We start from the raw sequence: 19,555 nt of genomic DNA, 5'->3' as shown, positions 1-19,555 counted from the left end.
CGTTTTGGCGACGGCCGAGGAGCAGGCATCGGCTATTTATCCGCCTCGGGAAATTCATAGGGTTCTGTCGGCGACGCTTGTTCGCCGTCCGCCCCGGCGATTTTCCCCAGCGTAGGCTCCCGGCTCAGGCGCTCGGCCAGAAAGTGGATCAGCACGCTGAGTTTGGGCGGCAAATGGCGCGTCGGGGGATACAGTATCCACAGTTCGCCGCTGTAGTGGGTGAGGAATTGCCACTCCGGCAGCACCTGAACCACGCGCCCCTGCCGCAGGGCATGTCTGGCCGTGAAATAGGGCAGACTGCCGATGCCGATATGATGCAATACCGCATCCAGCCTGACGCCGGTGTGGTTGGCGGCGTAGCGCCCCTGAACGTTGACGCTGACATTTTTGCTTCCCTGACGAAATTTCCACCGCGAGTCCCCCGGCTCTTCGCCGAGGTAGATGCAGCTATGCGTCTTCAGGTCATGGGGATGGACGGGCGTGCCATGCCCGGCGAGGTATTGCGGCGTGGCGCACAGTAGATGGTCGATATCCAGCAGGCGCCGGCCCATCAGGCCCGGCGGCGGCCGGTCGGTGATGCGGATGGCGAGATCGACCCGATCGTCTATCAGGTCGACATAGCGGTCGTCCAGCAGCAGATTTACATCGACTTTCGGGTAACGGGCGAGGAAATCCGGCAGATGCGGATGGATCACGAAGCGTCCCACCGCTTTGGGCACGCTGAGCCGCACCGTTCCCTGTGGCTGGTTGCTGAATTGCCCGGATGTCGCCATCGCCGCCTGGGCGGCGTTCACCATATCCAGACAGTGGGCGTAAACCTCTCGGCCGCTGTCGCTCAGGCGCAGCTTGCGCGTCGTCCGTTGCAACAGCCGGGTACTCAGCGCTTTTTCCAGCCGGGCGACGGCGCGGCTGGCGGCAGACGGCGTCATCGCCAGCTGGCGCGCCGCTTCCGAGAAGCTGCCGGTCTCCACCACCTTGACAAAGACGGCCATCTCGCCCATCAGGTTCAGTATTTGATTTGTGCTCATCAGGCAAAAGTTATTTGGTTTTGCAACGGATTATCGCGATTAAAGATATTACATACAATAAAAAAATTAGCGTCGCCGGGGCGACTACTTATTGTATTGGAGCGGATATGTTGCATAACTACTGGAGCGAATTTCTGGGGCTGGCGTTGATTCACCTGCTGGTTGTGATCTCGCCGGGACCGGACTTTGCGGTGACGATTCGGCAAAGCGTGCGGTTTGGCCGGCTGGCCGGCATCTGCACGGCCATGGGGATCGGGGCGGGGATGTCGGTCCATGTGTTTTATACTCTGGTCGGCATCAGCGCGTTGCTGCACGCCACGCCCTGGCTGATGTCCGCGGCAACCTTGGCGGGCGGCGCTTATATCATCTATCTCGGCGTAAACTTCGTAAAGAGCAAACCGGCAGAGATGACATCGCTGGCCACAGACGATACCGCGCCGCTGGCGCAGGGAAAACGCCAGGCCTTTGTGATGGGGTTTATGACCAATGCGACCAACCCCAAGGCGACGCTGTTTTTTCTGGCGGTGTTCACCACCGTGGTGAGCAGCGCCACGCCGCTGTCAATACAGCTCTTTTACGGCGCGTGGATGTGCGCGGTCAATGCGGCATGGTTCGTGCTGGTGAGCGTCCTTTTCTCCACTCCGGCAATTCGCCGGCGGTTTGTGAGGCAGGGGCATTGGTTCGAGCGCTTTATGGGCGTGATGTTAATCGGCTATGCCGCCCGGCTGCTGTTTGTCAGTCTCTGAGCGCGCTAGCGCCAATCCGCCCGGATAATCAACCCTGCCGCATCGGCGCAGGCTCAGGCCGTTTGCGAAAACGACGGCGCGCGATAGTAGTTTTGCCGATCCAGCGCGCGGGCGAAGTCGCTGAGCGAGGCGGTCAGGCGGGCTTCCAGCGACGCGCTTAACAGCGGGGTGTGATCGTAGTGGGTAATCTGACTGTCTTCGGCGAAGACGCCGTGCAAGATTTCCTGCGCTTTCAGCGCATTCAGCACCGGTTTCAGGGCGTAATCCAGCGCCAGCATATGGTTGGACGATCCGCCGCTGGCCAGCGGCAAAATCACTTTATTTTCAAACGCCCGCTCCGGCAGCAGGTCAAGCAGGGTTTTCAGCGCCCCGGTAAAAGAGGCTTTGTACACCGGCGTGCTGATAATCACCCCGTCGGCGGCGGCCAACTGGTCGATAAAAACCTTTAACCCGGGGCTGTCGAATTTGGCGTACAGCAGATCTTCCGGATTAAAATTAAACAGGTTCCAGGGAATAACGTTAATACCCTTTTCTTCAAGCCATCGTTGGGAAAATGTCAGCAGCGCGCTTGAGCGGGAGGGAAAACGCGGACTGCCTGCCAGGGTAATAACGTTCATTCTATCTCCTAAAAATAACATCATGCTGAAGAGCGGCCGTAAGCCGCTCTATACTCATTAACGTGGTTTACAGTTGGTTAACTAATCTATTACCTGAGTGATAACAGTAGAAATATGATTTCCAGCTGTTTATATCTGGAATCCGCAAATAGCGGTTAAGAACGTCGCCGTGCCTGAGTGTTCCCCATAAATTGGAATATGTCACATTGGTGAATATTTCGTGCGCGATAAAGTCGCCATTTCTCTGTTACGACGTAGCACGCGCCCGACGCAGGGTGGTTCAAACGCCACCACACTACGAACCCGGGCTTGTGGCTGAAATCACGCCGCTGGCGCGGTTCCTTCGGCGGTCGCCCCCTTTCCCGAACCGCCAGTGACGGAATACTCGTCTCATCCCTGAGACTCGCCCTACCGGGCCAGCGCAAGCGCTGTTCAAAAACGCTCCCGGCGTTTTTGTCCGACGCGGCACTGGCTTGAGCAGCATCCATGCTGCTCATTCGCGGGGTCGTCCACCTCAGCGTAATTTCTTACGCCGTGGGGGGCGGGAACGATGTAAATACTGAGTTTGTACTTAATATCAGCAGGTTAAATATAGAGATATAAACAAGATATTTTTATGGGGAGCTATCAGCCCGACGGCGCTTAATATCTCCCGGAGCTATGCTCAGCATATAGCGGCGCCGACGGCGACGGCGAACCGGTGCGCCAAATGGCGTCGCGGATATTGATGGCGCGCGGCAGCAGGCCTAGGGCGAAAAAGCGATCGGCGATGATTTGCTGCTCGCGAATCACGTTGGTATTCATAAGCCGCGTTTTATTGCTGCGGCGCGACAGGGCCAGTTCCAGCGTGGCGCGCGGCAGGCCCAGTTCGGCCGAAAGCAGGGCGGTGGCTTCCGCCCGCTGATTGTCGATGTAATTCCCGGTTTTCTGCAATGCCGCGAACAGTTGCTGCAGGATATCCTCGGACCGTTCGGAAAACTGGCGCTGCGCCAGATAGAACTGCTGGTTCTGCACCCGCTGGCGGCCGTCGGCCAGCACCCGCAGATCGCCGTTGCGCTCGGCGTCGCTCAGCAGCGGGTCCCACATCAGCCAGGCGTCCACCGCCTGATAGTCGCTGGGCGCCAACGGGTATTTCGGCGGCGCGTAGATAATACGCACGTCCTGCAAGGTGAGCGCGTGTTCGTCGAGCAGTTGCAGCAACAGATAATGCACGTTGGAGCCTTTGTTGACGGCGATGCGTTTGCCGCGCAGCTCCGCGACGCTGGCGATGGGACTATCTTTGGTCACCAGCAGCGCCACGCTCTGCGGCGCCGGCGGCTCGTAGGCGACGTACACCAGCGGGCAGCCCTGGGACTGGGCGAAAATGGGGGGCACTTCGCCGGTGGTGCCGAAATCGATCTCGTCGCTGTGCAGCGCATGCAGCAGCTGCGGCCCCGCCGGGAATTCGCTCCACGACACGTTGATGCCCTGACCGGCGAACAGCGACTCCAGGCTTTGCCGCGCCTTCAGCACCCCCAGATTGCCGAACTTCTGATAGCCGATGCGCAGCTCGCGGTCGGGGGATGGCCCGGCGGCGGCGCAGCGCCGCGGCCAGTTCAGGCTCGACGCCGAACTCCGGCGCGGCTTGACCAGCCCCTGATGCGCCAGATGGGTGCGCAGGGTATTGCGGCTGATCCCCAGCATGGCCGCGGTCTGTAGCTGATTGCCGTTGCAGATGTCGAAAGCGTTGCGCACCAGCGATTGGGTAACCCGCTGGTAAATCTGCCCGACGTCGCTCTGCAGGTGGCGGCGGATAAAGCGGTCCAGCTCTTGCGTCTCCGTCGCGCCGGGTATTTCCGCGCTGCTGGTCAGGCGCAGCTGCTGGGGCGTGATCACCGATTCTTTGCTCAGCAGCACCGCGTTGTGCAGGGTATTTTCCAACTCGCGGATATTTCCCGGCCACGGGTAATCCATCAGCAGCTGATGCGCCTCCGCGGAGAGCTGGAGCTGCGGCCGCCCCAGGCGATGGGCGTACAGCGTGAGAAAATGCTCCGCCAGCAGCGGGATGTCCTCCTGGCGCTGACGCAGCGGCGGCAGGGTGACGGCCGCGACGTTAAGGCGATAGTAGAGATCTTCGCGGAAGCGTTTTTCGCGGATGGCGTGCGCCAAATCCACATGGGTGGCGGCAATCACCCGCACGTCGACCTTGATGGGCCGCCGCGAGCCGACGCGGGTGATCTCCCTCTCCTGCAACACCCGCAGCAGTTTAACCTGGAGCGACAGGCTAAGTTCGCCGATTTCATCCAGCAGCAGGGTGCCGCCTTCGGCCGCTTCAAACCATCCCTGGTGGGTTTCGGTCGCGCCGGTGAACGCGCCCTTCTGATGGCCGAACAGTTCCGCTTCCGCCAGGCTTTCATTCAGCGCGCCGCAGTTGACGGCCAGGAAAGGCCGCTGACGGCGCGGGCTGCTATGGTGCAGATAGCGGGCAACCACCTCTTTCCCGGTGCCGGTTTCACCAATGATCAGTACGGTGGCATCGGTGGGCGCCAGTTGATCCAGTACGTTCTGAAAGGCGATCGAGGCGGGATCGATCAGTACCGGCTTGTCCGAGGAAAAGGGGCGTGGGTTATGCATAAGTAGCTCCATGGTTGCAGCGGTGTGAAAATCCTATCCGAGTCGCTGGCAAAGGGCGAGAGCCTGGGGGGCGTAAAATGCTGCTTTTGCAGCAGCCGGGGTGGGGGATCTGTTGCAAATGCAGCAGGGGGTGGTCGAAGCCTGTTTTTTTAATCTATTGATTTTAATTGTTTTTATTTGATTTTAATCTTGGCATGCATCGTGCTGGCATCCTTTATAACGAAAGCCCGTTTTTCTATCTACAAATAAGACATATTGTTATATGGGAAATGCATAATGAGCCAACCGCTGAAACAAAATATCAACGTTTTTTGGTTTTTGCCCACTCACGGCGACGGCCGCTATCTGGGAACCACGGAAGGCGGCCGCGCGGTGGATCTGCCCTATCTGCAACAGGTGGCGCTGGCCGCCGACAACCTCGGCTATTACGGCGTGCTGATCCCGACGGGTAAAAGCTGCGAGGATTCGTGGCTTATCGCCTCGGCGCTGGCGCCCATTACCCGCCGCCTGCGTTATCTGGTGGCGGTGCGTCCGGGATTGCAGCCGCCGTCGCTGGCGGCGCGCATGGCCGCCACGCTGGATCGCTTATCCGCAGGCCGTCTGCTGATTAACGTGGTGACCGGCGGCGATCCGGTGGAAAACCGCGGCGACGGCATTTTTCTCAGCCACGCCGAGCGCTATGAGGTGACGCAGGAGTTCCTCACCGTCTATTCACGCTTGCTCAAAGGGGAGAAGGTCGACTTCACCGGCAAACATATCCGCGTCGAGGGGGCGGAGATTCTGTTTCCGCCGGTGCAGGAGAACGGCCCGCCGCTCTATTTCGGCGGATCTTCCCCGGAAGCGATCGACGTCGCCGCCAATCAGATCGACAGCTACCTCACCTGGGGAGAGCCGGTCGAGCAGGTGGCGGAGAAACTGGCGCTGGTGCGCGAGCGGGCGGCCGCAGCGGGACGGACGCTAAGCTACGGCATCCGTCTGCATGTGATCGTGCGCGAAACCGAGGAGGAAGCCTGGGCGGCGGCGGACCGGCTGATCGCCCATCTTGACGAGGAGACCATCGCCAGCGCGCAGAAAATATTCGCCCGCATGGACTCCACCGGACAGCAGCGCATGAGCGCCCTGCACGGCGGCTCGCGCGACAGCCTGCGTATCGGCCCCAATCTCTGGGCCGGTGTGGGGCTGGTACGCGGCGGCGCCGGCACCGCGCTGGTGGGCAATCCGCAGCAGGTTGCCGAGCGCATCCGCGAATATCAGGCGCTGGGAATTGAGAACTTTATTTTTTCCGGCTACCCGCACCTGGAGGAGGCGCACCGCTTCGCCGAGCTGGTGATGCCGCTGTTGCCGCTCTCCGAGGCGGCGGAGCGTCAGGCGCGTCAGGTGAATACCGGGCCGTTCGGCGAAACCATCGGCGGCGATAAACGGCCGGCTAATAAACAGGCCAGCGCCAGCTGAGCGCCGGCGTCATGGAGAGGGAGCAGCGCATGACTGAACGACGGATAGTGATTGTCGGCGGCGGCTATACCGGTACGGCGGTGGCGATTCATCTGGCGCGCGCCGCCCGGCCGGGGCTGGAGATAACCCTGGTGGAGCCGCGTGAGCAGGTGGGACAGGGCGTGGCCTATTCCACCGCCGACGGGGCGCACCGCCTGAACGTGCCGGTGGAAAGAATGTGGCTGTCGCGCGCGGAGCATGACAGTTTCGAGCGCTGGTTCGAGGAGAACGACGGCCTGCGCGACGACCCCGACGCCCTCTGGCGGGACGGCAAAATCTACCCGCGGCGCGGCGTGTTCGGCCGCTATATGGCGGAAAAATTCGCCCAGGCGGCGGGCGGAAATTTGCGTCATCTGCAAGACCGCGCCGTTGACTGGCGGGACGGATTTATCGTCACGGAACGGGGCGCCAGGCTGAGGGCCGACGGCGTGGCGCTGGCCGTCAGCCATCCGCAGCCGTCGCTGCCGCGCCCGTTGGCGCAGACGCTGGCGCATCATCCCGGCCTGATCGCCGACCCCTGGCGCCACGACGCGCTGGATGCGGTGGAGGAGAACGATCGGGTGGCGATTATCGGCAGCGGTTTAACCATGGCCGACGTGGTGGCGTCGTTGCAACGGCGGGGGCACCGCGGCGCCATCGTGGCGTTTTCCCGCCGCGGCCTGCTGTCCCGACCCAACGTCAGCGGCGACTTTCCCGACTGGACGCTGGAGATATCGCCGGCGCAGGCCGCCACGCCGCGCAGCCTGCTGCGGCATATCCGCCAGGAAATCCAGCGCGCCGCCCTCCAGCGGCAGCCGTGGCAAAAGGTGCTGGATGAGATTCGCGTCAACGGGCAGCAGCTATGGCAGCAGTGGCCGCTGGCCGAGCAGCAGCGTTTTCTGCGCCATCTGCGCGCCTACTGGGATGTGCACCGTTACCGCATCGCCCCGCAGGTCAGCGCGCTATTGGCGCAACAGCGCGCGCAGGGCAGCCTGCGGGTGCTGGCCGCGCGGCTGCAACGGGCGTCGATCGGCGACGACGATGCCATCGCGCTGCAGCTGCGAAAACGCGGCGGCGGCGCGGAAACCCTGCATGTCGACCGGCTGGTCGTCACCACCGGTCCGGCCCACGGCGCGCTGCTGGAGAGCAATCCGCTGTTTCATGCCCTGGCGCAGCGCGGGGAGCTGCGCGCCGACCCGCTCGGACTGGGACTGCTGGTCGATGAACACAGTCAGGCGATTGACCGGCACGGCCGGGCGAATCCGCGCCTGCTGGTGGCCGGTCCCGCGGCGCGCGGGCGTTTTGGCGAACTGATCGGTTTGCCGCAGGTCGCCGACCATGCCGAGGCCATCGCCCATCAGCTGCTGGCCGCCGTCACCTCCGGCGACGCGCAGCGATGTCCCGCGCCATCCTGAATCTTCTCTTCTGAGTTAACCCGATAACAATAACCCGGCCAAGACAGGGCACGGTCCGGGATCGCTATGGAGAAAACTATGTCATCGCAACGTGAAATCCGGCTTAACGCCTTTGATATGAACTGCGTCGGTCATCAGTCGCCCGGCCTGTGGGCGCACCCGCGCGACCGTTCCTGGCAGTACAAGGATCTGGAGTACTGGACCGATCTGGCGCGCCTGCTGGAGCGGGGCAAGTTCGACGGCCTGTTTATCGCCGACGTGCTGGGGATTTACGATGTGCTGAACGGCAACGGCGACGCGGCCATCCGCCAGGCGACGCAGGTGCCGGTCAACGATCCGCTGGCGCTGATCACCCCGATGGCGCTGGTCACCGAGCATCTGGGCTTCGGGCTGACCGCCTCGCTCTCCTTCGAGCATCCTTATCCCTTTGCCCGCCGGCTCTCCACCCTTGACCACCTCACCAAAGGGCGGGTCGGCTGGAATATCGTCACCTCCTATCTGGAAAGCGGCGCGCGCAATATCGGCCAGCAGAGCCAGACCGATCACGATGCGCGCTACGACTACGCCGACGAGTATCTGGAGGTGGTGTACAAACTGCTGGAGGGCAGTTGGGAAGAGGGGGCTGTTCTGCGCGATCGTGAGCGGCGCATTTTCAGCGATCCGAGCAAAATCCATCCCATCAACCATCAGGGCAACTTCTTTCAGGTGCCCGGCATTCATCTGTGCGAACCCTCGCCGCAGCGTACGCCGGTGCTGTATCAGGCCGGCGCCTCCAGTCGGGGCAAACAGTTCGCCGCGCAGCACGCCGAGTGCGTGTTCGTCGCCTCGCCCTCCAAGGTGCTGCTGAAAAAAACGGTGGCGGATATTCGCCGCCGCGCCGTCGAAGCCGGGCGTGACCCTTACGACATCAAAATTTTTAATTTGCAAACCGTTATCGTCGGCGAGACGGACAAGGAAGCGCAGGACAAATGGCGGGAATATAAGTCCTGGGTGAGCTATGAAGGCGCGCTGGCGCTGCTTTCCGGCTGGACGGGCATCGATTTCGGACAATACCGGCCGGATCAGGTGCTCAAGCATCTGCACACCAACGCCATCCAGTCGGCGGTGGAAACCTTCTCCACCGCCGATCCCAACCGCCAGTGGACGGTGCAGGGGCTGGCGGAGTGGGTGGGGATTGGCGGCTTTGGTCCGCTGCTGGTCGGCGGCGCGGCGACGGTGGCCGACGAGCTGCAGTCCTGGGTGGAAGAGACCGACGTCGACGGCTTCAATCTGGCGTATGCGGTCACCCATGAAACCTTCAGCGACGTGGTGGAGCTATTAGTCCCCGAGCTGCAGCGCCGCGGCGCGTTCAAACGCGACTACGCGCCCGGCACCCTGCGGGAAAAGCTATTCGGGCAGGGGGCGCGTCTCAGCGCGCCGCATCCGGGCGCCGCCTACCGGCGCGGGGCGGCGCTCAACCCGGCGACGCAGCAACCGGTGGGAGAGCGGCTGCCATGATCGATATTTCACAGCTGCATAAACATTATCGCGGGCGCCACGGCGAACCCGTCGAGGTGCTGAAAGGGGTGTCGTTGCAGGTGCCGGCCGGGTCGATTACCGCGGTGGTCGGCCCCAGCGGCGCCGGGAAATCGACGCTGGCCAAATGCATCAGCCTGCTGGAGCGGCCGAGCAGCGGCAGCATTCAGGTGAACGGACAGGATTTATCGCGCCTGTCCGGCGAGGCGCTGCGCCGCGAACGGCGGGCCATCGGCACGGTATTTCAGTCTTCGGCGCTGCTGCAGCGCAAAACCGCGTGGCAAAACGTCGCGCTGCCGCTGGAGTATCTGGGGGTGATCCCCGCCGAAATCGAACGGCGCGTGGGCCATCTGCTGGAGAGCGTCGGGCTGAGCGATAAGGCGGCGAGCTACCCGGCGCAGCTTTCCGGCGGCCAGCGCCAGCGCGTCGGCATCGCACGGGCGCTGGCGCTCAACCCGTCGGTGCTGCTGGCCGACGAGGCCACTTCCGGGCTCGATCCGGCGTCGACGCGCGCCATTCTGACGCTGCTCAAGCGGCTGCGCGACGAATTCGGCCTGTCTATTATCCTGATTACCCATGAGATGGAGGCGGTGCGCAACGCCGCCGATGCGGTGGCGGAACTGCGCGACGGCGTGATCGTGCAGCAGGGGGCGGTGCGGGATTTACTGGCCGCGCCGGATTCGCTGCTCGGACGGCAGCTGTTCCCGCTGGAGGCCGTCGACGCCCAGGGGGATCTGCTGCTGCACGTCACCTATTCCGCCCGGCAGCCGGTGGCCGCCGACTGGATCAGCCACATCAGCCAACTGCGGCAGCTGCGCATCGACCTGCTCGGCGGTCATATCGAGCGCGTCGGCGGTCAACTGGCGGGACGGCTGCAGCTGGCGGTGCGCTTTCAGGGCGGCGCGGTGCCGCCCGAGGTGCTGGTGGAACAGCTGCGCGACTATGGGGTTATCGCCCAGGTGGTGGACGCGTCCCCGGCATGGCGGGAGGCGGTATGACGCAGGCGGCAAGCAACGTGATAAGCCAGGATACCCCCTGGGATCAGATTCATCGCCTGCTGCTGCCGGCCTACGGCGAAACCTGGCTGATGGTCGGCATCGTGATGCTGTTTGTGGTCGCCGTCGGCGGAGCGGTCGGGGTGGTATTGTTCAACACCTCGGCGCGCGGCCTGTTTCCCCGTCCTCTGGCGCACCGGACGTTGAGCTGGCTGGTGAATATGGGGCGATCGCTGCCGTTTCTGGTGCTGATGGCGGCGATTATCCCGTTTACCTTCTGGCTGACCGGCACCACCATCGGCATCCCGGCGGCGGTGATCCCGATGATTGTCGCCGGCGTGCCGTTCTTCGGCCGGCTGGTGGAGAACGCCCTGAACGAGCTGCCGCCGGAGGTGACCGCGGTCGGGCTGGTGTCCGGCGGCTCCCACTGGCAGATCATTACCCGCGCCCAGCTTAGCGAAGCGCTGCCGGCGCTGGTCTCCGCCATTACCCTCAACCTGATTTCGATGATCGAATACTCGGCGATCGCCGGCACCATCGGCGCCGGCGGCATCGGCTATCTGGCGGTGGTGTACGGCTATCAGCGTTTCGATCACCACATCATGATCGCCACCATTGTGGTGCTGATCGTCACCATTCAATTGATTCAGTTTCTCGGCGACCGGCTGGTTGCCGCACTACGTCACCCACAGGGAACGCATTAATTATGACCAATCACGCTTTCACATTACGTAAAAAACGGCGCTGGCCGTGGTGGCTGGCGCTGGCGGTTGTCGCGGCCATCGCCGTCGGCGTCGGGTATTTCGCCCAGCAGAAGGCGCAGACGGTGAACTTCGGCAGCACGCTGGAGGTGCATTTCGAACCGGCGATGGCCGGGGAGGAGCGGGTGATCCAGTACGTCGCCGAGCATATCGCGCCGGATTACGGCCTGACCCTGATTGCCAGCGGCTTGCAGGACCCGGTGCAGGCCAACCGGGCGGTGGCGGAGGGAAAATACGCCGCCACCATTTATCAGCACCAATGGTGGCTGAAACAGGTGGTGGACGCCAACGGATTCAAGCTGACCCCCACGCTGCCGGTGTTCCAGTGGGCGTTCGGCATCTATTCCGATCGTTATCGCTCCTTCGACGACCTGCCCGACGGCGCGGAAATCGTCATCCCCAACGACGGCGCCAATCAGGGGCAGGCGCTGTGGCTGTTGCAGCGGCTGAATGTGATCGGCCTCGACCCGGCGATAGAGCCGCGCACCGCCAAGTTAAAAGATATCAGGGAGAATCCGCGCCGCTTTAGCTTTAAGGAGCTGGATCTGCTCACCATGCCGCGCGCGTTGAATTCGGTGGACGCCGCCATTGGCTATGTTTCGCAATTCGACGCCGGCAAAGTGCCGCGTGAAAAAGGCATTTTATTTCCTCCGGCGCCGAAAACCTTCGCCTCGCAGTTGGTGATCGGCACCGATTATTTAAACAATGAAAATATCGTCAAATTGCAAAAAGCCTTTGCCGACGCAAGGGTGCAGCAGTGGTTAAGGGAAACCGACGATCCGCTGGTGAAAGGGGTTCTGGTGCCGGTTTCCGCCGAGTGAGTCACCTGCATAAAATAATCCATAGCGAGAGGGAATTATGAGTACATTAAATATCGATGATGGAATCGATCCGTCATTATCGGCGCCGGTGCGCTCGGCCGGCGACGTGGCGCGGCTGATTAACACCCGCACCGATAGCACCAGCTATGCGCGGATGATTGTGTTTTTGGCGCTGGGCGGGATATTTCTCGATGCCTACGACCTCACCACGCTCTCTTACGGCATCGACGATGTGGTGAAAGAGTTTTCGCTGACGCCGGTGGTCACCGGGCTGGTGACCTCGTCGATTATGATCGGCACCATTGTCGGCAACCTGATTGGCGGCTGGCTAACCGATAAATACGGGCGCTACTCGGTATTTATGGCCGACATGCTGTTTTTCGTGGTCTCGGCGATAGCCGCGGGGCTGGCGCCGAACGTCTGGGTATTGATCGGCGCGCGTTTCCTGATGGGGATCGGCGTGGGGATCGATCTCCCTGTGGCGATGGCCTATCTGGCGGAGTTTTCCAAATTCAGCGGCAAAGGCAACAAAGCCTCGCGTCTCGCCGCCTGGTGTCCGATGTGGTACGCCGCCTCATCAATGTGCTTTCTGATTATCTTCGGCCTCTACTTCCTGCTGCCGAAGGAACATATGGACTGGCTGTGGCGCGCCTCGCTGCTGTTCGGCGCGGTGCCGGCGCTGCTGATTATCGCGGTGCGGCGCAAATTTATGAATGAATCGCCGCTGTGGGCGGCCAATCAGGGGGATTTGAAAAGCGCGGTGCGCATCCTGCGCGACTCGTACGGCATTCACGCCCATGAAGCGGAGCCGGATCGGCCGGCGGAGGAGAGGCCCAAACCGCCCAAGGTCAGCTTCCGCGTGCTGTTTCAGAAACCCTACCGTGAGCGCACCGTGGTGGCTGGGGTAATGAATGTGTGTATCGCCTTCGAATATACCGCCATCGCCTTCTTTCTGCCCTCCATTCTGGCCCAGTTCCTCGGCGCCGGGGTGTTTGAAACCATCTCCGCCTCGCTGGGGCTGAACGCGCTGTTCGCCTTTACCGGCGGCCTGCTCGGCATGCGCCTGGCGTGGAAATATCCGTCGCGCCACGTGGCGATCGCCGGCTTCGCGCTGCAATTTATCGCCCTGATTGCGCTGGCGCTGATTGGTCAGCCGCAGGCGACCATCGGCGTGGTGCTGGCCATCAGCATGCTGGCGCTGTGGCTGTTTGCCGAAGGTTTCGGCCCGGGGGCGCAGCTGATGATCTACCCGGCGCTCTCTTATCCCACCTCCATTCGCGCCACCGGCGTCGGCTTCAGCCGCGCCCTGTCGGGGATAGGCAGCGCGCTGGCGCTGTTCGTGTTGCCCATTCTGCAGGCGCATTTCGGTACCGATATGTTCTGGCTGGTATCGCTTAGCGCCATTATCCCGATTATTTTCCTGCTGGCGGTGCGTCATGAGCCGACGAAACAGGATATTGACGATGACATTGATGAAAGGAGTGAAGCATGAGCGCAAATCCGCTGATTGCCACAGGCACCGATTACGCCCGGCTGGCCGCCCGGTTTCGTCCGATTTTTACCCGCATCGCCGCGGGAGCCCTGGAGCGGGAGCGCGCGCGCCAGCTGCCCGATGAGCCGCTGCGCTGGCTGAAGGAGGCCGGAATCGGCGCGGTGCGGGTTCCGCAAGAGCAAGGGGGCGACGGCGCCTCGCTGCCGCAGCTGTTGCAACTGCTGATTGAGCTGGCCGAGGCCGATCCCAACCTGCCGCAGGCGCTGCGCGGACACCTGGGCTTTGTGGAGGATCGCCTGAATGCGCCGGACAGCCCCGAGCGCGAGCGCTGGCTGCGGCGCTTTGTCGCCGGCGAGACCATCGGCAGCGCCTGGAGCGAAATCGGCGCGGCGAAGCTGGGGGAGGTCAACACACGGGTAACGCCCGCCGCCGACGGCTGGCGGCTGGACGGCGAGAAGTTTTACAGCACAGGTACGCTGTTCGCCGACTGGATTGACGTTTACGCCGAGCGCGCCGACAACGGCGGGTCGGTGATTGCGCTGGTCAACGCCGCGCAGGAAGGGGTGCAGCGCGAAGACGACTGGGACGGTTTCGGCCAGCGCCTGACCGGCAGCGGCACCACCCGCTTCAGGCAGGCGTACGTGGAGGCCGAGCACGTTTACGATTTCGCCGATCGCTTCCGCTACCAGACCGCCTTTTATCAGCTGGTGCTGCTGGCGGTGCAGGCGGGCATCGGCAGGGCGGTGACCCGCGATGCGGCGCAGGGCGTCGGCCGGCGCAAGCGTATCTACAGCCACGGCAACGGCGATCTGGTCAAGGACGACGTGCAGATTCAGCAGGTGGTCGGGCAGATATCGGCCTGGTCTTACGCGGTGGAAGCCACGGTTCTGCAGGCGGCGGCATCGTTGCAGCGCGCCTATGAGGCGCACTTCAGCGGCGACGAGGCGCTGGAGCTGGAGGCGAATATCGCCGCCGAAGTCGACGCGGCCAAAGCCCAGGCCATCGCCACGGAGCTGATTCCCAAAGCGGCGACGGAGCTGTTTAACGCGCTGGGCGCCTCCGATACCCGCGTGGATAAGGCGTTGGATCGCCACTGGCGCAACGCGCGCACGGTGGCGTCGCACAATCCGGTGATTTACAAATTGCGCAATATCGGCGCCTGGGAAATCAGCGCCACGCCGCCCACCTTTATCTGGCATATAGGGAATAGCCGCCGGGCGGATTAACTTCATTATTACGCCGGGCGGTTTGCCCGGCGTAAGGGTACCCTATCCCTGACAACGTTGCGTTGTTCGGACTCATTCCCGTCTTTTGCCGTTGGCCGGCATAATTTCAGCCGGAAGCCAGGGTTCTCAGGGCTGCGGCGATTGAGCGCCCTGAGTCGGGCGCGTGCTACGACGTGGCATAAAAATACCTCTCTTTTCGCGCACGAAATAACACTGCGCTTACATATATTGTCATATACCGTTATCAGTAAATTTGTGACTAAGAGGTAGTGCCAAGGGGGAGGCCGGGAGGGGGTTTTTACCAGACGTTATCAAAACGCACAGGCCGGGCAGTGTGCCCGGCCTGTATATCAAACGGCGTTGCCGAATCAAGAGAATAACCGGCGGCGATCAGTCGTCATTACCGTCGCAGGTACGCGGCGTAATATTCTTTTCCTTGGCGTAGGCGCTGGCCGACTTTTCGATAATCGGACGCAGCAGCGCCCAGTCCGGGGCGATCCAATCGCTGATCACCTTCCAGCTCGCGCCGTCCCACTGCTGGAACGTAACCCGCCCCTGGCCTTCATGATCCTCGCAGGTGACGTTGATGGAGTGAAACAGTCCTTTCGCCCCCAGCGCTTCCACCCGCGCCGGGTCAAGGCGCAGATGCTCAAGCCCCCAGCGGATTTCATCGCCGGTCAAGGTGCGATGGCCATATTTCTCCTGGGCGATGCGAATCGCTTCCACGTTCAAAATACCGTTGACGATGCCCAGATTATGATAGACGCTGCCGATGCGCTTGCGGTCCTGCAAGTTCCCTTTATTGGCGCCGTAGACGGCATCGACAATTTCTTTAACCACCGGATAGGACGCGCCCGACGCCTGGGTGGTCAGGGCGATATACCCTTTCGCCGCACTGCCCGCCGGGATCACGTCCTCCTCCGAGTTCGACCACACGTTGCCGATGATATGGTCGGCCGGGAATCCCACTTTCTGCGCGGTTTTCAACGCCACCGGATTCATCACGCCGAATCCGCGTAAAACCACGTAGTCCGGTTTGGCGCGGCGGATGGTAAGCCACTGCGACTGCTGTTCGTTGCCGGGGTGCGGCACTTCAATCTGTTGCAGTTCAAAGCCGTACTTTTCGGCCAGCAACTGATAAATCGGAATGGTTTCTTTGCCGTAGGGCGAGCCGTGATACAGCACGACGATCTTTTTGCCCCGCAGTTTTTCCACGCCGCCTACCTTGCCGCCGATAAAGCTGATAATGCCGGAGGTTTCACTGTAGGGGTTGAGCAGCAGCGGAAAGACGTAAGGGAAAACCCGGCCGTCCGTGGAGTCCGTTCTGCCGTGATCGATGGTGATCAGCGGCGTCTTGTCTCGGGTTACGTCGTCGATCATCGCATAGGCGATCCCCACGGAAAGCGGGTTCCATGCGGCCGCGCCGGGGCGATTTTTCTGGCGCTTATAGCACTCCACGCCGCGCTCGACCTCATATTGGGTTTCACACTCGTCCCAGCTCAGCTTGACGCCGTTAACGCCGCCGTCCCGCGTGTTAATCAGCGTCAGATAATCGATAAAGCCGCCGAAAAAGCCGCTTCCTGCCGCGGCGTAGGGACCAACGCGATAGCTCTGTAACGGGAAATACTGCTCGTCCGCCGCACTGGCGGTCTGCGTTAACTGCGCGCCCAGCAGTACGGTCCCGGCGATGATATTGACCAGCCATTTCACTGGCGATGCAGGTTTGACATGGGTTGTCTTCATGATAATGCCCTGTTTAATTTATTATTTTATTTGATGCGTCCGTGTCAGCTCCAGGCGTGCAGCGGGGGATTAACGCCGTTCAGGGCGTAATTGCCCAGAATGGCGTATTTCCAGCGCACCGGATCGTGAAGCGTATGGGTGCGGGCGTTGCGCCAGTGGCGATCGAGGTTGTGTTCCGCCAGCGTTGAGCGGGTGCCGGCCAGTTCGAACAGCCGGTTGGTGGCCTCGATGGCGATTTCGGTGCTCAGCACTTTGGCTTCGGCGACGGCGATCTGCGCGCGGGCGACGTTCTCCGCGCTGGGTTGCGCCACCGCGCGATCCACCGCCAGCCCGGCCTTTTCCTGTATGGCTTCCGAGGCGTGCAGCCGCAACGTCAGATCGCCGATGCGCTGAATGGTGTAGGGATCCTGCCAGGCATGGTCCAGGCCGCTGTCCACCCAGGGGCGCGATTTTTCGCGAATAAAGCGGATGGCGTCGTCGATGGCCGCCTGGGCGATGCCGTTATCGATGCCGACCTGAATGATCTGGAAGATGGCGCCGTCGGCGGTGGGCGATTTAAATCCTTTATAGGCGGGAACCAGATAGGACTTGGGCACTTTTACGTTTTCCACCAGTACGGTGCCGCTGGCGGTGGTGCGCTGGCCGAAAGAGGACCAGTCGTCGATCACCGTCAACCCCGGCGCGTCGCGCTCGGCGATGGCATACCAGGCGCGACCCTGATCGTCGAGCGCGACGATGGGCACCAGATGCGCCAGCAGCGCGCCGCTCGAATAGAATTTTTGGCCGTTGACCAGCACGTGGTCGCCGTTATCGACAAAAGAGGTCTGGAAATCCGCCGCGCGTTTGCTGTTGAATTCGGAAAAGGCGTTGCCGAAACGCACGCCTTGCAGCACCAGGCCGAACAGTTCCCGTTGCTGCGCCTCGTCGCTGACGGAACGGATGGCGGCGATGATGCCGAGGTGGTTTTGCGATATTTGCGAAATGGAGGGATCGGCGGCGGCGATAATCTGCACCACCTGGGTCAGGGTGGCGTAAGAGACCTCCGGCCCGCCGAAGCGCTTCGGCACGTTGATCGACCACAGCCCGCTTTGTGAAAACGCGTCCAGCTCGGCGCGCGGTAAAATGCGCTGACTGTCGCGTTCGGCGGCGCCGGCGGCGAATTGTTCCGCCAGCGCGCGGGCCACGTCGATGGCTTCCTCGTCGCTGCCGATGATATGGGCGGGTTTGTCGGGACGCGGATAACCCGGCACGCCCTGCGGCGCGCGTGGCGAAGCTGTCTCTTGCGTTTGAAGGTTACTCATATCGTTCTCCTTTAGGATGGGTGTCAGGCTGCAAAGCCGAGATAAATTTTCTGCACATCGTCACGCTGGCTGAGCTCCGCCGCCGGGCCGGAAAGGGCCACGCCGCCGTTATCGAGAACGTATGCCCGATGGGCATGCCGCAGCGCGACGGTGGAGTTCTGTTCCGCAACCAGAATCGACAGCCCCTGCTGCCGGTTAAGCCGCGTTAAAACGGTAAAAATCTCTTCGACGATCCTGGGGGCCAGCCCCATGGAGGGCTCGTCCAACAGCAACAGGCGCGGGCGCGACATCAGCGCTCTGCCGATGGCGGCCATCTGCTGCTCGCCGCCGGAGGCCAGACCGGCCTTCAGCGTGCGTTTTTCTTTCAGCCGCGGAAAAATGTCATAGACCTCCGCCAGGCTGCGGCGGATATCCGCCCGCGATGCGGCGCGGCCGAGCGCGCCGGTAATCAGGTTCTCCTCGATGGTCAGCGAAGGGAAACAGTGTCTTCCCTCCACCACCGGCACGATGCCGAGCCGCACCAGTTGATGCGGCGCCGCGTTGGTGATCTCCGCGCCGCCCCAGCGGATTTCCCCGGCGCTGACCTGCCCGCGCCGCGCGGGCAGCAAGTGCGAGATAGCCTGGAGAACGGTGGATTTTCCCGCGCCGTTACGCCCCAGCAGGGCGACGATTTCGCCTTCCTCAACCCTGAGGGAAATAGCCTCAAGGGCGATGATATGGCGTTGATAGCGTGCGCCGAGGTTCGATACCGTCAACGTATGCGGTGATTCAGGCGCCATGCTTCCTCCTATAAACGAACCGGCGGCCCAGCCGCTGCGTCAGCGCCGCCAGACCTTTAGGTTCGACGATCAGAAAGCCGATCAGCATCAGGCCCAGAATGATTTGCTGGAGCAACTCCAGCACCCCGGAGTCGACGCGCTGCCCCAGCAGCCACTCGCCGCCGCGCGACAGCAGCAGGGGAAATACCGTCAGCAGCGCGGCGCCGAGAAACGCGCCGCGCACCGTACCCAACCCGCCGATAATGATGATGAACAGGATCTGGAAAGAGCGGTCGAGATTAAAACCGGCGGGCTCGATATTGCGCAGATAGGTAAAGGACCACAGCACCCCGGCGATGCCGATAATGAATGAGGAAAAGCCGAAGGCGATCATTTTGGTGCGCAGGATGGGCACGCCAATCACCCGCGCCGCCAGCGGATTATCCCGCACGGAAATAAAGTCGCGGCCCACCGACGATGCCGCCAGTCTGACCACCAGCCAGGTCAGCAGGCTGACCACCAGCAGGGTGAAAAAATAGCGGCTCGCCGAACTCTCTATCACCCAGCCGCCCAAGCGCAACGGGGCCGCCGAAACCACGCCCGACGGGCTGTTATTGGAAAACCAACTGAAGTTATTCAGCGCCCACTGCACGAAAAACTGCGTCGCCAGCGTGGAGATCGCCAGATAAAAGCTGCTGAGCCGCAGGCTGGGTAAGCCGAAAACCAGCCCCAGCAGCGCGCTGATGGTTCCCGCCAGCAGCAGCACCGCCGGCAGCGGCAGAAAGGGGAGCCTCAGTATCAGGTTTAAGGCGGCGTAGGCGCCCACCGCCATAAAGGCCGCGCTGCCGAGCGAGACCTGACCGGTGTAGCCGGCGAGTATATTCAGGCCGAGAGCGGCCAGCGACAGCGCCAGAAACGGCGTCAGCACCGCATCGAACAGGTATTCGTTGGCGAACAGCGGAACCAGCGCGTAGGCGATGACCAGCAGCGCAATCAGCGCGGGGTTTAGCGCGCGCGGCAGGGCGCGGCGCAAAGCGGATGTCGGATGCGGCAT

At 62.2% G+C, this 19,555-nt stretch carries 16 protein-coding genes; 9 read left to right on the top strand and 7 right to left on the bottom strand.

What is annotated here, in order from left to right; genetic code table 11:
• Window positions 1-32: 32 nt before the first annotated feature.
• Entirely contained in the window at window positions 33-1,028 is a 996-nt protein-coding gene (locus tag MFP24_RS14195; protein ID WP_249231075.1) for a LysR family transcriptional regulator, read from the bottom strand.
• A gap of 107 nt (window positions 1,029-1,135) precedes the next feature.
• Here MFP24_RS14195 and MFP24_RS14190 point away from each other — a divergent pair, with 107 nt between their 5' ends.
• Entirely contained in the window at window positions 1,136-1,774 is a 639-nt protein-coding gene (locus MFP24_RS14190) for a LysE family translocator (RefSeq protein WP_249231076.1), read from the top strand.
• Between the two features lie 53 nt (window positions 1,775-1,827).
• Here MFP24_RS14190 and ssuE read toward each other — a convergent pair whose 3' ends face one another.
• Together ssuE and MFP24_RS14180 are read right to left on the bottom strand one after the other, a co-directional pair.
• Entirely contained in the window at window positions 1,828-2,391 is a 564-nt protein-coding gene (ssuE, locus tag MFP24_RS14185; RefSeq protein ID WP_249231077.1) for an NADPH-dependent FMN reductase, read from the bottom strand.
• A 642-nt stretch (window positions 2,392-3,033) separates the two neighbouring features.
• Window positions 3,034-5,004 carry a sigma-54-dependent Fis family transcriptional regulator gene (locus MFP24_RS14180; protein ID WP_249231078.1) on the bottom strand — a complete coding sequence of 657 codons (1,971 nt, stop codon included), beginning with the start codon at window positions 5,002-5,004 and terminating at the stop codon, window positions 3,034-3,036.
• A 276-nt stretch (window positions 5,005-5,280) separates the two neighbouring features.
• On the opposite strand from MFP24_RS14180, the gene ssuD reads away from it, so the two are divergent.
• From ssuD to MFP24_RS14140, 8 genes are all read left to right on the top strand, one after another.
• Window positions 5,281-6,456, top strand: coding sequence for an FMNH2-dependent alkanesulfonate monooxygenase (ssuD, locus tag MFP24_RS14175; RefSeq protein WP_249231079.1), 1,176 nt, complete (start codon window positions 5,281-5,283; stop codon window positions 6,454-6,456).
• A 29-nt stretch (window positions 6,457-6,485) separates the two neighbouring features.
• Window positions 6,486-7,889: an FAD/NAD(P)-binding protein gene (locus MFP24_RS14170; RefSeq protein WP_249231080.1), complete on the top strand. Its 1,404-nt coding sequence runs from the start codon at window positions 6,486-6,488 to the stop codon at window positions 7,887-7,889.
• 78 nt (window positions 7,890-7,967) lie between these two features.
• Window positions 7,968-9,386, top strand: a complete 1,419-nt coding sequence (locus MFP24_RS14165; RefSeq protein WP_249231081.1) for an LLM class flavin-dependent oxidoreductase — start codon at window positions 7,968-7,970, stop codon at window positions 9,384-9,386.
• The gene (locus tag MFP24_RS14160) at window positions 9,383-10,402 is read left to right on the top strand and encodes a methionine ABC transporter ATP-binding protein (protein WP_249231082.1); all 1,020 of its coding nucleotides are present in this window, start codon (window positions 9,383-9,385) and stop codon (window positions 10,400-10,402) included. Before MFP24_RS14165 ends, MFP24_RS14160 begins: the two co-directional genes overlap by 4 nt.
• Entirely contained in the window at window positions 10,399-11,103 is a 705-nt protein-coding gene (locus MFP24_RS14155) for a methionine ABC transporter permease (RefSeq protein ID WP_249231083.1), read from the top strand. Before MFP24_RS14160 ends, MFP24_RS14155 begins: the two co-directional genes overlap by 4 nt.
• Window positions 11,104-11,105: 2 nt before the next feature.
• Window positions 11,106-11,981 (top strand): MetQ/NlpA family ABC transporter substrate-binding protein, encoded by an 876-nt coding sequence (locus tag MFP24_RS14150; RefSeq protein WP_249231084.1) that lies wholly within the window; start codon window positions 11,106-11,108, stop codon window positions 11,979-11,981.
• Window positions 11,982-12,018: 37 nt separating this feature from the next.
• Complete coding sequence (locus MFP24_RS14145) at window positions 12,019-13,473, top strand: MFS transporter (RefSeq protein ID WP_249231085.1); 1,455 nt, start codon at window positions 12,019-12,021, stop codon at window positions 13,471-13,473.
• Window positions 13,470-14,699 (top strand): acyl-CoA dehydrogenase family protein, encoded by a 1,230-nt coding sequence (locus tag MFP24_RS14140; RefSeq protein WP_249231086.1) that lies wholly within the window; start codon window positions 13,470-13,472, stop codon window positions 14,697-14,699. The genes MFP24_RS14145 and MFP24_RS14140 overlap by 4 nt, the downstream gene beginning before the upstream one ends.
• 390 nt (window positions 14,700-15,089) lie before the next feature.
• Here the strand turns inward: MFP24_RS14140 and MFP24_RS14135 are convergent, their stop codons facing one another.
• From MFP24_RS14135 to MFP24_RS14120, 4 genes are read right to left on the bottom strand one after another with little or no spacing between them, the layout of a single operon-like run.
• Window positions 15,090-16,442 (bottom strand): ABC transporter substrate-binding protein, encoded by a 1,353-nt coding sequence (locus tag MFP24_RS14135; RefSeq protein ID WP_249231087.1) that lies wholly within the window; start codon window positions 16,440-16,442, stop codon window positions 15,090-15,092.
• Window positions 16,443-16,486: 44 nt separating this feature from the next.
• Window positions 16,487-17,743 (bottom strand): SfnB family sulfur acquisition oxidoreductase, encoded by a 1,257-nt coding sequence (locus MFP24_RS14130; RefSeq protein WP_249231088.1) that lies wholly within the window; start codon window positions 17,741-17,743, stop codon window positions 16,487-16,489.
• 23 nt (window positions 17,744-17,766) lie between these two features.
• Entirely contained in the window at window positions 17,767-18,522 is a 756-nt protein-coding gene (locus tag MFP24_RS14125) for an ABC transporter ATP-binding protein (RefSeq protein WP_249231089.1), read from the bottom strand.
• Window positions 18,512-19,555: a branched-chain amino acid ABC transporter permease gene (locus MFP24_RS14120; RefSeq protein WP_249231090.1), complete on the bottom strand. Its 1,044-nt coding sequence runs from the start codon at window positions 19,553-19,555 to the stop codon at window positions 18,512-18,514. Before MFP24_RS14120 ends, MFP24_RS14125 begins: the two co-directional genes overlap by 11 nt.

It is taken from the genome of Brenneria tiliae, from assembly GCF_023347575.1.
Taxonomy (GTDB): Bacteria; Pseudomonadota; Gammaproteobacteria; order Enterobacterales; family Enterobacteriaceae; genus Brenneria; species Brenneria corticis.
This window is presented reverse-complemented; position numbering and strand designations above follow the sequence as displayed.